The 17,231-nt window shown below is 65.9% G+C and carries 4 protein-coding genes; all 4 read right to left on the reverse strand.

The genetic code is table 11. From position 1 onward, the window contains the following. Positions 1-200: 200 nt before the first annotated feature. A complete protein-coding gene (locus ACW9IN_RS28630) occupies positions 201-12,494 on the reverse strand; it encodes a filamentous haemagglutinin family protein (RefSeq protein ID WP_457369003.1) in 12,294 nt (4,097 codons plus the stop codon). Positions 12,495-12,705: 211 nt separating this feature from the next. Continuing rightward, entirely contained in the window at positions 12,706-13,887 is a 1,182-nt protein-coding gene (locus tag ACW9IN_RS28635) for a substrate-binding domain-containing protein (protein ID WP_457369004.1), read from the reverse strand. A gap of 520 nt (positions 13,888-14,407) precedes the next feature. Continuing rightward, the gene (gene gspF / locus ACW9IN_RS28640) at positions 14,408-15,619 is read right to left on the reverse strand and encodes a type II secretion system inner membrane protein GspF (RefSeq protein ID WP_457369005.1); all 1,212 of its coding nucleotides are present in this window, start codon (positions 15,617-15,619) and stop codon (positions 14,408-14,410) included. Continuing rightward, entirely contained in the window at positions 15,619-17,037 is a 1,419-nt protein-coding gene (gspE, locus tag ACW9IN_RS28645; RefSeq protein ID WP_457369006.1) for a type II secretion system ATPase GspE, read from the reverse strand. The genes gspF and gspE overlap by 1 nt, the downstream gene beginning before the upstream one ends. Positions 17,038-17,231: the final 194 nt, after the last annotated feature.

The raw sequence follows: 17,231 nt of genomic DNA on the forward strand, positions 1-17,231 counted from the left end.
CCGAGCCACAGCGAGGTGCCGAGTGTTGGGGCAAGAGCCCTTTGGTTACTTTGGGGCTTTTCCAAAGTGACCCGCCGTAAGGGCGGAACCAATATCAGCCATCCCCCAAATAACGGATATGTCCCCCATCAACCACAGCAAAAAAAAACGGGGCAATCACCGATCACCCCAAACCTGCAGCGAGAGGACCTTCAAACCCCCTACAAACTAATCTGCTTGCGCTCCTCGTCCGTCAACCGCGCCCGCGCCTGTTCATTCAGGGGCCCCGCCCCCAGCACCTGCACCGGGCTGTCCGGGTTGTACGCAGATGTTTTCCGCTGCCCCCCGGGTTCCTGCGGCAACGGCTCAGTGCCCAGGCTCAACACCTCCACGGTCATGATCGACGGCCGTCCTTGCCTGGCCGCCGCCTGCTGACTGCGCGCCGCATCCTCGGCCGCCTGGGACGCCGCCGCCCCCGCCGCGCTGGCCGAGCTCATGGCGCCGGTATTGACCGCCGCCGTGACCGGCACCCCGGACGACTTGCCCTGGGTCTGGATGTTCGCTGCGTTCACCACCCGCAAGGCCGCGATGTTGACGTTGCCGGACACCCGGATCCCCGCCTCGCCCGCGTCGATGGTGCCCAGCGGCGCGATCAGGTCGATGTCCCCCGCCGGCACTTCCGGGATCGGGTTGAGCGTGGCGATCCCCGCACCGGTGCTTGGCACCGCCGGCGACAGGCCCACGTTGCCCCAGTTGTCATAGACACGCCTGGGCGGCGTATACACCACGGTAGTCTTGGACCCGCGCCCGGCGTTGATGTCGCCCTCGCTGGTCCAACCCAGGATCGAACCGCCGAAGGTGGTCATGATGCGGCTCTGGCCCAGCAGGATGCTGCCCAGGGAATACAACTGGATATCCCCCGCGCCCTGGGTGATCACCCCGGCGGTGGCCGGAGGCGCCGCGCCTTCGATGCCGAAGGTCTGGCTGCCGCCCGGTGTGAGCATCTGGATCGAACCGCCGAAGTTGGTGTGCACGCCGGCACCGCCGAACATCGTGATGTCGCCCTTGTAGGTGATCGGGTTGCCGGCCACGTCGTGGCTCGGGAACAGCGCCGCAATGGCCGCCCGGCCACGCAGGTAACTGCCCTGGCGCACACCGCCTTCCTGGGTGTACTCGCGGCCCGCGGCCTTGAGTTCGGCGAAGTACACCTCGCGGGCGAACACCCGCTGCTGTTCGGCGGGCAGCGCCGCGTAGTAAGCGCGTGCCTGTTCGCTGTCGCCGACAAAACCGAAACGCCCGGCGAGCCAGCCGACCAATTCGTTTTCATAGGTCTTGGCGACCTTGCTGCCCTGGATCGACTCACCCGGTTGCGCCAGGTTGGCAGGGTTCAGGTACGCCTCGACGAAACGGCGGTAATCCGGCCCGTCAGGGCCCACGCCTGCCTGCAGCACGATGCTCGCCCCCGGGCGGATATCGCCCGCAGCCACGGCGCCCAGGCTGGTGATACCAACCTTGTCTTCCATCTGGATATTGCGCCCCGCCGTCAGTTCCAGGGTGCCGGGGCCGGCCACGTTGAAGCTGCTGTAGAGGATGTCGCGGCCCGCGCTGACCACCGAAACATCAGTCGGCGTGGTGTGCACGAACAGGTTGCCGCTGAAGGTGTATTCGCCGGTGGTCGCATCGCCGCCGGTGGCGCCGCTCAAGCGCGTGCCGCTGCTGACGATATCGCGCCCGGCCTGCATCCATACCGGGCCGCCGCCCTCGTAGAAGGTTTGCCCGAACCGGGGATCGTTCGGCGAATAGATGCTGATCGCCCGTCCGCTGTTGACCCCCAGCAGGTCGCCGCTGAGCGCATAGAAACGCGCCGGTTCCATGGCCTCGGCCCAGGCCAGGCTGGCCGTGTTGGGGCCAAAGGCGAACAGCGGCGACAAGCCGAAGCGCGCGATGCTGCCATCGCTGGACAGGTTGCCGCTGCCATTAACGGTAGTGAAGTCGCTGCGAAAGCCGAGGAACGCCGGATGCAGGATCGTCGCCAGGCTCTGCGGGGTAGCGCTGGAGCGGCTGATGGTCAGGTCGCCGCCGTAGATCGAATCGCCGGCGAGCAGTTCCAGTTGCCCCTTGGCCGAAGGTGCGAGCACCAGGGCGGTGAGTGGCTGCGGGCGTTCGGGGTTGCTCGTGGATGCACGCCCATAGTAGAGGCTGCCGCTCGCGGCCACGGCGCGCAAGGTGGCGGGATAGACCGCCGCCATATCGGTTTCCAGGGTCTGGGTCAGCGGCGTGAGGTTGCCCCCGGCGGAGAACAGGTCCACCGCCGTGTGGTCGGTCCATAGGCTGAACCAGCTCTGGCCAATGCCGTTGACGCCGCCATTGACATAGGCCAGGGCGTTCATCTGCGGCGCACGGCCCGGGTCGGCGACATCCTGCAACACCAGGTCGCCCCGGGTAGCCAGGCTGAAGGTCGCATCACCCGGCAACAGGCTCATGCCTCCCGCCGCCAAGGCGGAAGTGGAACGCAGTGGATCGTACGCGCGTACTTCGCTGGGGCTCTGGTCCTTGAGCTGGTTGCCATAACGCAGGGTCAGGCTGCCCAGCGCGCCACCGGTCATCTGCACATGCCCGCGCAGGTTCACCAAGGCACCGTTGAGGTGATCGACGGCGACCTGGCTGGCCGGGTTCAGCGCGCCACCGACCCGCAAGTTCAGGTCGCCACCGCCGGTGAGTTGCACGCTGCCATCGGCGGCGACCCGCCCCGTTCCACCCACGGCCAGGACCAGGCCCTGGCTGCGCCGGCCGACGTTCAGCGCTACCGTAGGGACCGGGTCGAGAATGCCCGCATCCCCGCCAACGTCCACGTTGAGATTGCCGCCGCCCAGGGTGCCGAAGCCGGTGAACCCGACCATCTGGTCAGCGCCACCGGCATGGGTCATGCCAGGCACATAGGTGCCAAAGTTGATCCACCACGCAGTGGCTTGTGCCTGAGCCCCGCTCAAGCCATTGCCCTGCCGCCACAACCAGTTGCCGACATTGGCCGAGTCCTGCCCCTGGTCGTTGGGTACCGGGCGCCCTGTGCGACTGCTCGCCTCGGCCGTGATATTCCCGGTCAGGTTGCCGCCGGCCTTCACCAGCAGGTTACCGCCCGCCTCCGGGTACCAGGCGCGATAAAGACTCCCGGCGCCGCCATCCACCAGTTTTTCATTGCCGCCCTTGTTGCCCAGTACCTTGCCGTTGCTGCCGATGGCACGTCGCAGGTTGTACGGGTCGTTGGCCGAGGTGCCGGTGGACGAGCTGCCGGCGGTGTACACGCCGAACAGCGACTCCATGCTCAGGTTGCCGGCGGCCAGCAGGTCCAGGTCGGCAGCGCCGGTGCGAATCACGCTGAAGCGGGTGCTGCCGCCCGCCACCAGGGAATAGGCATCACCGTCCGAGGAGCAGTAATCAGGCAAATCGCTGCACAACTCGGGATAGCCGATCTCGTCGAAGTTGATCGGCTGGCCCGCCATGCTGTCATCGACGAACCAGTCGATCGAGCCTTGTTCCGTCCAGACCACGGCGGCTTGCCCGTACATGCCGTAGTGGCTGTCGGCCAAGCGCAGGTTGCCACTCACCGGATGCGGTTGCAGCAGGCGACTGTCCGCCGCCCCGGTGTCGGCACCCGCCACCAGGCGAATCGACCACGACTGCGAACCCTCCTCCAGCATCGGCGCAATCGCCCAGTTCTTGCCCTGGCGCCCAGCGTCAGCGACGCGCAGTTGCACCGACTCCACGCCACCCGGCAACTTCACGTCGGTGCCCGCCGGCAACAACGCCCCACGGGGCAGCACCTTGCTGCCGGCCAGGGTCACGTCACTGAACAAGGGCACGCCCTTCGGCCAGGTCAGGCCGTTGACGCTGGCTCTGCCGCTCAGCAGGCTGCCGGCATCCAGGATGCTGCCGGCGGCGAGCGTCTGGCTCTCGGCCAACAATGTCCCGGCGGCGAACAACACGTTACCCGAAGCATCCCGAACCGCCGCCGCCAACACGGTGCCGGCAGGCAGCACCAGCGGCTGGCTGAGGGTCGCCGCAACCGGCAGGCGGGTGCCCGCCGGCAGGGACAGGGGCTTGGTCTGCACATCGAAATTAAGCGTCGTCCCCTTGGGAAACAGCGTGCCATCGGCCAGGGTCACGCCACTGCCCGGCACCACCACCGTGCCGCCGGTGTAGTCGATGCCGGCGCGCAGTACCCAGCCATTGTCGTCGTCCGTCTCCGGTGGCGCCGCGAAGCCGTCGTTGATGCTGCCGTAGATGTTCAGGTCGCCGCCGGCGCGCAGGGTCAGGCTGCCGGCTTCGGGCGCTTGGGTCGACTTGAGGCTGGCGTAGCGATAACCCGACAAATCCAGGTCGCCTTGCACCACCAGGTCACCGTCCGGGGTCTTGCTGATGATCTCCACACCTGGGCGCAGGTGGAAGGTGTCGCCGTAGGTGGCGTTGTTCAGACCGGCGAGTTTGTTTTGCAGCAGGTTGCTGTTGTTCAGGGCCGCGTTGATGAACGCGGTACTCAATGCATGCTTGGCATCCAGGTACGCCTGATCGATGGCCTGATACGACTGTCCGTTGGGCGTGGCATCGGTTCGGGTGGGGGCGTCGTCGTAGGTGATCATCCCGTTGAGGGCGATGGAGCGCGCACCGTCGATGGTCAGGCGGCCACTGGCATCGATGGCGATGTCATTGCTGGTGCCGTCAGGGTTGACGATGCGCGGCGCGTTCAATTCCAGGGTGCCCCGGCTGCGCCCGTCATTGCCGGTGGCGTCGGTGCCGTGGCGCAGGTCGATGTGCGCGCCATCGGCCAGGGTCAGTTGGCCGGTGCCGGAACTCAGCACGACCGTGGCGCGGTTGGGCGCGTCGATGATCTTGCCGTAGCTGTCCACCCGCAGTTGCGTGCCGTGGGCGTCGAGTACCGCGCTGCCGTCCAGGGTCAGGCCCTGCCTGGCGGCAAGGTTGATCGCGCCCACGCGCTCGCCGCTGGCGTCCACCCGACCGGTGACGCGCAGGCTGCCGTTGTCCACCGAGACGTTGACGGTATTGGCCTTGACGTCATTGCCGATGGTCAAGTCGCCCTGCTTGAGCTGGAAGCTGCGCGCGCCAAACACCTGGCCCTGATTGAGGCGCTGGTTGAGGGCGGCGAACTGTTCGGTCAGGGTGCCGCTGGTGCCCAGGCGCTGGGCCTGGATTTCCACCGCGCCGGCCAGGTACGGCACCAGGGTGCCGCCGGCATCGTAATAACCGTTGGTGCCGGCGACGATCTTGCCCGCCAGGTCGACCAGCCCCGCCGCGCCGTCCACGGCCACCGCGCGCAAGCGGCCCGCCTGGTTGTAGCGAGCCGACAGGTCGATGGTCGAGCCGGCGGCTTGCAGCACGTTGCCTGCGCGACTTTCCAGCAGCACTTCGCCGCCCGCGCTGTATTTGGTCAGGTCGTTGAAGGGCACGGCGCGACCGGCCACATCGATCAACGCCGCGTCGGTCAACACCACGTCACCACGGGCGCCCAGGGTGACCTTGCCGCTCGGCAACACCACGGAACTGGCCAGGCGAATACTGTCGCCCTGCAAGGACAACTCGGCGCCGATGCCATCGACCTTGCCCACCGGACCCGCCGACGCACTCACGTCGATGGCGCCGCCGGCGGTGATGCGGTTGACCGAGCCGGCTGCGCCGGTCATCAACGGTGTGAGGATATTCAGGTTGCCGCCGCTGTAGGCGAAACCCTTGACGGCATCGTAGGCGCCCTGGCTCTGGTACACCGACAGGCTGCCCTTGTGGTTGGCGGTGATGCGCTCGCTGGCGTTGAGGTTGACGCTGGCAAAGCCCAGCGCCAGGCGGTCGAAGGACTGGGTGGTGCTGGGCTGGGCGAACGCCCCATAGCCGAACTCGATGCGCTCGGCGTTGATGTCCAGGCGCCCGCTGCCGGTGCCGGCCCCGCCGCCCACCACGGCGCCTGGCGCGCCCACGGCGCCCTGCCAGATCAGGTTGGCGGTGTGGATGGTCGCCACGTCACCGATCCCGCCGGCGCCGTAGACCGCCGGGGTGGAGAGCATCAGGTTGCTCAGCAGCGACTTGCCCGTCACGGCATCGTAGGTGTCCAGGGTGGTGGTGCCGTAGAAGTTGAAGCTGTCCCGTGCCGAGAGTTGCAGGGTTTCCAGCGCCGGCGCCCCGAACTGGGTGTCGCCGCGCAGCAGGCGCTCCAGCACCTGCTGGCTGAGGGTCAGGCCCGCCGGCAGGCGATTGCCGGCGGCAGCGGCGGCCAGCGCTTCGGGGCTGCCGACGTTGATGCTCGATACCCCGAGGTTCAGGTGGCGGGTGCCGTAGCGCACCGCATCGCCCATCTGCAAGGTACTGTCGGTCAACGCGACGATGCTGCCTTCGGAATACAACGCGGTCTGCCCACTGCATGGCGCAGCGCCGCAGCCACCCAGGTCGATGCCGCCACTGGTGCCCGTGGAGGACGGCGAGGCGACGATGTTGAGCAAACCGTTGGACACTGCCAGCACATTCGCCAGTTTGTAGACAAACCCGTCGCGGGCGTCATAAACGGCCTTGCCACGGCCAATGGTGTTGATCGATGCGCCTTGTTCCACGGTAATTTTGCCGGACGTGGTGGCCAGCATTACTTCCGGCGCGGCCAGGGTCGCGCCATTGCGCAGCACGATGGAGCTTGAGGCCGCGTTGGTCAGGTTGATGTAGTTGCCGCCCTGGCCATAGGTCACCACGGTCATGCCACCGATCAACAGGCGAGCGGCGCCCAGGGCATTGAGGCTGTCGGCCTCCACGCTGATGCCGCTGAAACCGGCAGTGGCGCCCTTGCCTGCCGCGACAATTTCGATGTCTTTGTCGACACCACGGCTCGCGTTGGTCAAGGCCACGGTGCCGCCGTAGCCACCTTCAGCGGCGTCGAAGCGACCGATGCCCTGGAACGAAAACGCATCCGTGCCAGCCCCCGAGCGCAGGTTCAGTTGCAGGGTCTTGGCGTCCACTGGCAGCAGGGCACGGGGCACGCCCAGCCGTGCGGCATCGGCCACGGCGAATTGGGCGTAACTGGTTTCGTTGTACTGGGAGTAGCGGCGCAGGGTATCGGCCGAGGTGATGATCACCTGGCTGAGCGTGCTGTTGCTGATGCCGGTATTGGCGATGGACAGGCGCCCGGCGGTGGACCAGGAGCCATTGCGCAGGGCCTGGGTTACACCGTCGCTGCCCAGACCCGCCAGCCCGTTGATTTCCACACGGAAGGCGCCCGGCATCAAGGCATAGGTGGACGGCATCAGGGTGTAGGTCCCCGCCGCCAGGCCCGGTACGCCGGCACCGATAGTGATCTGCTGGCCAATCAGCGGATCGACCGCGCCGCCTTCCGGCGCCACCGGTGCGTAGCCAGGTTGCGCACCCGGCACAATCGCGTAGATCGGGTTGGTGCCCAGCCCCGGCAGCACAAAGCCGCCAGTGGCACCGAATTGCACCAAGGGGTTGTAACGCGCATCCGTGGAGCCGCCGCGTCCGGAAATGAACCCGGCCCCGAGCAGATCACCGCCACCGGACAGGTCCACGGTCGCATCGGGCATGACCTTCAGGGTCTTGCCACCCAGCACGATCCCGACATTCAGGCTGCCGTTCTCATTGGGTATGGCGCCTTGTCCCAGGAACGTCACCGTCTTGCCGTTGTACTTGTAGACCTGGCCATCCACCGTGCCGCCATAGGGCAGCACCAGGCCTTTGCCGCTGACCGACGTCAGGCTGCCAGGCAACAGTTCGACGTGACTGGTACCCAGGTTACCGATTTCGATCAGCCCCAGCGGCGCCCGCACCACCCCGCCCTGCTTGATGGTCGGGCCACCCAGTTGCAGGCGGCCAAACGCCGAATAGGGGACCGCCGCGTTGCTGTTGCCGGTGCGGGCGATGGTCAGGGTGCGGGTCGGGTCGAAGTTGAAACCCGAACCGTCAGCCGCTGCATTGTTCAGGTAACCGGCCAGCACCCGGGCACCGACTTCGGTAGTCGGGTACAGCTGCGCCGCGCGCAGGGTCAGGTCGCCCCGGGTCAACAATTGCGTGCTGATGCCCTGAGCGATCACATCCGCACCGGCCCCGGCCAGGAAGCGCAGATCGCCCTGGCTGTTCAGTTGCACGTCATCGAAACCACGACGGTCGACGCTCACCTTGCTCGCATCACTGCGCGTCAGGTCGCTCTGGTTGCCGAACAACACGTTGCCGCGCACGTCGATCAGGTTACCGCTGGCGTTGAATACCGCCTGGCTGGCCCGTTGCGACAGGTTGGAGGCCAGCACCGGGTGCAGGTATTGGTCTTTGCTCGGGTCCAGCGGCGCGAGGATGCCCGCCAGCAGCAGGTAAGGCGCCGACAGGTTGATGCGCGACCGGGCCGGGGCGTTTTCGCTCAGGCCCAGGGCGCCGCTGTATAGGCGCAGGCTCTGGCCCATGTTCAGCGACACGTCGCCGTCGAAACTCAACAAGCCATTGCTGAGCAAGGCCAGGTTGTCGAAACCGCCGGCACGCACCTGGTCCACGCCAAGGCGGCCATGGCCGTATTCCAGGCTCGCGGCGGCCGCATCGGGCGTACCCGGCAAGGCGCTGCCTTGATGGGTCTGGCTGACCACCAGCTCGCGCACGTTGAGCACGCGGTCGGTGACGGCGGACTTCAGGTAGTAAGGGGTCTCCAGCGCCAGCGACAGGCTGCCGCCGGCGGCACCGGCCCCGCCGGCCCGGGCGACAACGCTGCCATCCAGGTACAGGCCGTTGTTGGACGCCAGGCTGATGCTGCCGCCATTGCTGGCCACCTGCACGCGGCCCTGGCCCGGCACATCCAGGCTGGCCTGGGTGCCGGAAGCGTCCAGGCGCGCGCCTTCGCGCACCACCACGAACAGGTCGCCGGCCTTGGCAATGCCGGTGGCCAGGTCGATGTCGCCTCCGATGCTGATCTTGCCGCCATTGCGCACCTGGCCGTAAAGACGTCCACGGTTGTCCACGGCGCTGACAGCGCGGGCCGCCACGTCGATCAACGCCTGCTCGCCGATCCAGATCGAACGGCCATGGCCGGCGGCGTTGGCCGCCTCGGAGCCGATCGCCGTCAGACCGCTCAGGCTCACGTTGCCCCCCCAGGCGTTGAGGGTGCCATTCAGGGTCAACTGGCCAACGCTACGCAGGTTGATGCCCTGGCCCGGGTCGACATTGATCACCGCGCCCTGGCCTACTGTCAGGGCCGTGGTCGCCAATTCGGCTGCGGTGGACTCCGGTCGCCCGGCCGTCAGAGTCAGGCTGGCGCCACGGCGCTGGGTCAGCACGCCCTTGGTCGCATCCTCCTGGTACAGCGCCGGCGTCCAGCGTTCCAGGGCCATGGCCGGGTCGCTGCCGCTGGGGGTGGCCGAGGTCTGGTCGCCCCCGCGCAGGACCGGCGTGGTGACGTCGACCCGCGTGCCGTCGGTGACCAGCAGTCCTTCGTTGCCGGTGATGTCATAGGCCGAGAAGCCCTTGTCAAAGAAGTCACCGGCCAGCTGCAAGGTGTCGGCAGCGGGCGCCGTGGCGCTGTCGCCGATCTGTACCTTGCGTGCCTGCAAGGCCAGGGTGCCGCCACCGTTGACGCCATAGCCACGCACCTCGCCGTTGAGACCCAGGGCACCGAGTGCGCCCAGGGTCACGTCGCCGCCCTTGCCGCCGCTGAGTTTGCCATCCAGGCCGAGGGTGGCGCCGGAAGACGCATCCACCACGCTGCCGGCGGCGAGGTTCACGTTGCCGGTGCTGCGCAGCGAAACCTTGCCGCCGTTCACATACGCCACGCCGTCGCGGTTGTTCGGGTCCAGCAACAGGTTGGTCCAGCGCCCGGTGGTATCGAGCTTGACCCCGGCAGCCACATCGACCCGCCCGCTGCCCGGCAGGATCACATCGCCGACGGTGTTGCCCGAATTGAGGTTGACCTGGTTGAGGATGTTGCCCGCGTTGATGCTGCCGCCATGGGCCGTCAGGTTGGCATTGATCGCGACACCAGGACCGAACAGCGTGATGTCGCCGCCATCGGCCACCTTGAGCGCGCCGTTGACGGTGATCTGCTGCTTGGCACCGACCTTGATCGCACCCAGTTCCAGGCCATTGAGCGAACCGCTGTCGAGCACCATCTTGCCCTGGCGATCAGCCGGCAATGCCGTGGTCAAGTCGAGGCCGTCGGCGATTTTCTGGGTATTGCTGTCGATCAGCACCTCATCGGTGCTGGCGCCCAGGGCGTAACGCAGCGTGCCAGTGGTCTTGTTGTAGATCGGGATGTATTGGCCAATGATCAATTGCGCGCGCTGGGCCCTGGCCTTCTGGGATTGCTGGTAGCCGTCGAGGTTGATGTTCGGTGCCTGGGTCTGGCGCTCTCCCTGGAACACATCGCTGATCACCTGGCCTTCGAGCACGGCGCTGGTGGTGCCGATCACCAACTTGCCGGCATCGCGTCCCACGGTATAACCGGCCTCGTAGCGGCGCTGCGGGGCGATCAACGGGTTGTAGTAATACGCGGTCTGGCCCCAGCGCGCGCTGGTGTCTTCAAAGCCCTTGTAGAAACCGGAATACAGAATGTCGCCGGGGGCCTTGGACAACTCGTACAGGCGACCGTCGGGCCCCTTGAGCCAGGTTTGCTGGATATACCCGGCCTGCACGTCCACGGTACCGCCCGACAGGTTGATCTGCGCGCCCTGTTGGGTCACCACCTCTTTGCCGGTAAAGGTCACGGTGCCGCCCTGGGCCATCCACTCGCCCACCGAATGGCCCTGGGTGCCAAGGTAGCCGCCCACCTCCAGCAAACCGCCGGCGGTGTACCAGCGGTCGGTGGCATAGCCATTGGTGCCGGCCGGCACGAACACCAGCTCACGCAGGTCGACCCACACATCGTTGTTGATCAGTTGCCCGCCGTCACGGTTGACCGGCGCATCGCGCTGTTCGTTGCCCTGGACGTTGATCTTGATGTTGTTGGATTCCATCGACACCTTGACGCCGACCGCACCCGACACATCGATCTTCGCCCCATCGCGCACCAGGCTGCGTTGCCCGGCACTGACCGCGACCTGGCCACCGGTGGCCAGGGTGATCGAGCCCTTCTGGAAATCCACGGTGCCGCCGCTGACGATTTCGATGCGCGATTGATCAGTACGGTCGACCACCGCACTGAGGTTGTTGAACTGGCCGGTGATCTGGTTGGCGGGCGTGCCGTCGAGCTTGATCAGGCCATTGTCTTTCTGGCTGTTGAGGGCGGTGCTGCCGCTGCTGTCCAGCAGGATCGCGGTGGTGCTGCCCTCGCCCAGCGTCACGCTGCCGGTGGTGTCGGTGGCGGAATTGAGCAGGTGGATCGTGCCGCGTGTATCCACCGAGGTGCTGGCCAGGGCCACGCCGTTCTGCTGCACCTGATGCCCGGTCAGGGTGATGTCGCCGGTAGAGGCCATGATCAGCCCGCTGTTGGTGACCTTGCCGGCAGTGCTGCCGGCCTTGAGGCTGGTGGCGACCTCGTTGCCCCGGGTGGTGGAGCGGTCGTTGCCGGTGGTGCTGACGCCTTTGCGAATATAGAAACTGTCGCCGGCGGCCAGGGTGGTCTGGCCCTTGGCGGTAATGATGGTGCCGGCGTTTTCCACTTCCGCGCCCAGCAGCAAGGCATAACCGCCGGCATCGGTGGAAGTGGCGGGGTTGTGGGTCTGGATCAGCGCGCCCCGCTGCACCTCGACCTTGCCCACCGCATCGGTGAAGGTCGGCTGGCTGCCGGTGGCATCCACGTACAAACCGCGCTGGGTGAACTGGTCATCGGTGATGGTCGCGGCGGCGGCCACCAGGTTACGCACGTTGACCTGGCTGGTGCCGCTGAAGATCACACCGTTGCGGTTCATGATCATCACCGTGCCGGCGCCCTTGATCTGGCCCTGGATCTCGCTGGGCCGTGCATCGGGGTCGTTGACGCGGTTGAGCAGCGCCCAGTTGGACTGCTGCTGGAAATCGACGGTGGTGTTGCGCCCGACGTTGAAGGTCTCCCAATTGAGGATCGCCTTGTCGGCGGTCTGCTCGATGGTCACGGTGGTCTTGCCGCCGGACTGGGTCTGGACCGGACCCTTGGCGTTGGTCCAGCCCTGGGTCAGGCTGTTGTCGACCTGCAGGCCGCCCTTGCCCAGACCGTCGGGAATGTTCGAGACCTGGCCAAGCGCCGCCTGGCGCCCTGCCGCCTGCGCCGCCTGCTGGGCGGCAATCGCCGCGACACTGGCGTTCAGCGTGCTGATGGACCGCGACAACTGCTGGTTGACCCGCGCCTGCTGGTTCAACGACGGAACCCCCGGCACCTGCCCCGCACCGGTACGTGCCGCCGTCGCCGCCTGGGAGGCGCCCTTGGACGCGAACCAGCCGGAACTGAACGCGGAAGCCGCATGGGCGTTGCCCGCCACCATCAACAAGGCAATGGCATGGGCCAGGGGCTTGAGGCGCAACACGGAGTGGGCGTTGCGGTGAACCGTGGGTTTGCAGCGGACCATCGGGCATCTTCCTTCGTTGTTTTCGTGCGGGTGCCTCAGGCACGACCGGCTCACGTATGAGGGTTAGGCGGTTGGCGAGGGGCGCGACTGAACTTCTGTCATGCAAAGTTCATAAAGCCCTGGTAACGGGGTTGAAAACCGGGCCAACGCAAAAAATCAGCAACGGCGCAGGCCGTTGCTGATCCGGTGTTGCAGGTCGTTGAAGCGAGGGTTACAGCGGACGACCGATACCGTTGCAGACGTTGGTGTTACCGATGCTCAGGGCGTTGCTGGCGGTCACGAAGCTGGCGCGTACGGCGGCTTTCCAGTTGGCTGGCAGCGGTACGAACGCGTTGGCTTCGATAGCGGCGTCGTTGTTGGCGGTGGCGCCGTAGTGCTTGGCGAAGAAGTCACGCACCTGGGTGGTCTGGGTAGCGTCGGCGTAGCACTGGCTGAAGATCAGGTTGGTGAAGCCCAGGATCGGGTAGCCCGACGTTGGGTAAGGCACGACACCGGCAGTGTTGGGTTTACCGAATACCGGTACCCAGGCGTCCGGGTTGCCACGGTCGGCAGCGGCAGGCAGCGGAACGGCGTTGATCGCAGCCGATACGTTGGCAGCGGCAGGCGACACGCCCTGGACGTTGGCGGCGACATCCTTGCCTACGCGAGCGACCTTGGTAGCGTCGTCCAGGCCGGCCAGGGTTGGCGCGGCGAAGTCCGGGCTCATGTAAGTGATACCGCCGTCGGCACCGGCCAGGGCAGTCATCACGCCTTGGCTGCCAGTGGCAGATACGGCGCCGGCAGGCAGACCACCGGTGTAGCTGGAGCCGAAGGTAGTGGTGACGTTGAAGGTACCGGTTTCAGCACACTTGGCGTTGAGGAAACGGGTGAACAGCTCGGTGGTGCCGCTGCTTTCGCTGCGATAAACCACTTTGATCGCGCCGGTACGGCCAGAACCGGAGATACCGCTCCAGTCAACGATACGGCCCGAGAACACACCGCACAGCTCGTTGACGCTCAGGTCGACGGCATCAGCGCCGCTCTTGTTGAACGGGATGGCAACGGCAGTACCCACCGACGGCACCTGGATCAGCTTGCCAAAGGTTGGCTGCTTGGCGGTGGCGTAGGTCGACAACTCAGTGGGGGTCAGCTTCGAGTCGCTACCGGCCCAGTGCACATTCTTGTTGGTCACGCCGGCCACGAACTTGGTGTAGTCGTTGTTCAGGAAGGCAGCCTTGCCGTTGCCGCTGCCCACGCCGATGTACTGGGCAAAACCGGTGGTCAGTACGCCGGAGGTCTGGTACAGCGCTTGTGGCAGAGTGGCGCCGCCGCCGTTGATGTCAGCCATTGCAGCCTGGGCCGAGCACAGTGCAGCGAGGGTCATGGATACCGCGAGAACGTTGCGCTTAAACATGAAGAAGCTCCTTTCGTCGTGTTTGTACGTTTGGGTTGGATGGCTCTTGCATGACGCCATGGCTTCGGTCCCGAGCCGGCTACCGGGGGTGGCCAGGGGTGAAAACCATGGGAGAGAAATTCGCAGTTTCCGATGACAGCTGTGGGAAAAAACCTCGGGAGAAACGCCTTGATTTTTAAAAAGATTCTCGGGTGTTTCGGTCATCGTTTTGAGCGATTTGGAGGCAGGTGACAGCGAGGTTTCAGCGACCCTGGCTGGAGGCCGTATCGACCGTTGAATATGACGGAATGGAGAACCCGAGGTTGGACGGGATACTGAAATCCGCTGTCCTTCTGTGGGAGCAAGCCCACACACATTGATTGTTCCCACGCTCCGCGTGGGAATACCGCCCTGGACGCTCTGCGTCCGTCTTTGAAGTCGTGACGCAAAGCGTCACAGGATGCGTTTCCACGCAGAGCGTGGGAACGATCGGTCACCGTATTCGCGAGCAAGCCCGCTCCCACATTTTGACTGCGTGAGTTCAGGTGACGAGCTGGTTGATCTCGATAATCGGCAACAGCACCGCCATGACGATCACCAGCACCACGGCGCCCATCACCACGATCATCAAGGGTTCGAGCAAGGCCGTCATGCCCATGGCGCGACGTTCGATGTCCTTGGACAGGGTTTGCGCCGCGCGCTCCAGCATCGGCGGCAGCGAACCGGTTTTTTCGCCGCTGGCGATCAGGTGGATCAGCACCGGCGGAAAGACTTTTTCCAGCGCCAGCGCCGGCGCCAGGTTGACCCCTTCACGCACCTTGGCGGTGGCCTCGTTGACGCACTGGCTGAGGCGGTCGTTGGACAAGGTTTGCCGCGCCGCTTCCAGGGCGCGCAGCAAGGGCACGCCGGCACCGCCGAGAATCGCCAGGGTCGAGGCGAATCGCGCGGTGTTCAGCCCCAGCACAAAGCGCCCGATCAGGGGCAGGCGCAGCACACGGCTGTGCCAGTTCAAGCGCGCCACGGGATTGCGCAGGTACAGGCGCCAGCCCCAGAAACTGCCGACGATAGCGGCAAAACACAGCCAGCCCCAGGCGCGGATGAAGTCACTGGCGTTGAGCATCGCCAGGGTCAGCCCCGGCAAATCCTGGCGCGCCTGGGAAAACGCGCTGACCACCTGGGGCACCACATAGCTCAGCAGGAAAATCACAATGCCGATGGACACCAGCCCCACCACGCCCGGGTAAATGAACGCCGTGAGGATCTTGCCGCGCAGACTGTTGCGCTCCTCGATGTAGTCGGCCAAACGCTCCATCACCTGAGCCAGGTCACCGGACTCCTCCCCGGCGGCGATCAAGGCGCGGTAGATCGACGGAAAATCCCGCGGGCGCATCGCCAGCGCATCCGCCAGGCGCATGCCCCCCCGCACATCAGTGCGTACTGCGCTCAGGGTCTGGGCGATGTGTTTTTTCTCGGCCTGCTCCACCGTGGCACTCAGTGCCGCTTCCAAAGGCAGGCTGGCGCCCAGCAGGCTTGCCAATTGCCGTGTGGCCCAGGCCAGGTCGTTGTCCGACAGCCTGGGGGTGAACAGGCTGCTGCCCGTCGTGGCCTGCTGACTGCCTTCGAGCTGCACGCGCAAGGCGGTCAAGCCACGCCCGCGCAGGTTGGCGAACGCCGCACTCTGGCTGTCGGCTTCGACGTGCCCGGTCTCGATCCTGCCGGTGGCATCGGCGGCCTCAAAGCGGTAGCGATTCATCAGGCGTCCCGTGTCACACGCAGGATTTCTTCGGGCGCCGTGGCGCCGCTGCGCACCCAGCGCTCACCGTCCTCGCGCATGCTGAACATGCCGGCGCGACGCGCGGCCAGGCGCAGGTCCTGCTCGCCGGCGCCCTGATGGATCAGGCTGCGCACGTCATCGTCGACGCAAAACAGTTCATGGATACCGGTACGCCCGCTGTAGCCCACCTGATTGCACCGGGCACAGCCCACCGGGCGCCAGGTGCCGGGCGCGGCCGGGTCCTCCTGCTTGCAGTGCGGACACAGGCGCCGGACCAGGCGCTGGGCCAATACGCCGAGCAATGACGAGGCCAGCAGGAACGGTTCGACGCCCATGTCGATCAGCCGGTTGACCGCCGACACCGCGTCGTTGGTGTGCAGGGTCGCCAGTACCAGGTGACCGGTGAGCGAAGCCTGCACCGCGATTTGTGCGGTCTCCAGGTCACGGATTTCACCGATCATGATGATGTCCGGGTCCTGACGCAGGATCGCACGCAAGGCCAGGCCGAAGGTCATGTCGATCTTGGCGTTGACCTGGATCTGGCTGATGCCCGGCAGGTCGTATTCCACCGGGTCTTCCACGGTGAGGATGTTGCTGGTGCTGGCATCCAGCCGTGCCAGCGCAGCGTAGAGGCTGGTGGTCTTGCCGCTGCCGGTGGGGCCGGTCACCAGCACGATGCCGTGGGGTTGGCGAATCAGGGTGTCGAGCCGCGCGAGCAATTGCGGCTCCATGCCCAGGGTCTCCAGTTGCAGGCGCCCGGCCTGTTTGTCCAGCAGGCGCATGACGACGCGCTCGCCATGGCCGGTGGGTACCGTGGACACCCGAATGTCGATGGGGCGTCCGGCCACACGCAAGGCAATACGACCATCCTGGGGCAAGCGTTTTTCGGCGATGTCCAGTTGCGCCATGATCTTGATCCGCGACACCAGCGCGCCGTGCAGGGCTTTGCGTGGCGAGACCACGTCCCGCAGGGTGCCGTCGACGCGGTAGCGCACCACGGAGTGGGTTTCGTAGGGTTCGATGTGGATGTCGCTGGCTTCGTCGCGGGCGGCCTGGGTGAGCAAGGCGTTGATCATGCGGATGACCGGGGCGCCGTCCTGGGTGTCGAGCAGGTCGGTGACTTCGGGCATGTCTTGCATGAGGCGGTCGAGGTCGACTTCGTTTTCGGCGGCGCCCACCACGGCGGCGGCGCTGCCGGTGTCGGCGTAGGCGCTGGTGAGCAGGCCGTCGAGTTCGTCGTCACGTACCTGTTCGATGGGAGATGGGCCGAACTGGCGGTGGACTTCGCTGATGGACCAGCCGGGGGTCGAGGGGCATATGGTCAGCAGCGTGCCCTGGTCGCTGGGGCGCAGGAGGATACGTTGGGATTTGGCCCAGGCGTAGGGCAGCAGGCTCATGTTGTAGGTCCTGATTGTTGGAGTGCATATCCGTTTTTTGGGTAACGGCTACCTAGGGTTCCGCCCTTACGGCGGGTCACTTTTGAAAAGCGCAAAAGTAACCAAAACGCTCTTGCCCCAACACTCGGCACCTCGCTCAGGCTCGGTGTACCCGTAATCCGACGGAAATTCGGGGGGCCGCCGCCACGCGCCAT

The sequence above is a fragment of the Pseudomonas sp. SDO5271_S396 genome (genome assembly GCF_054071795.1).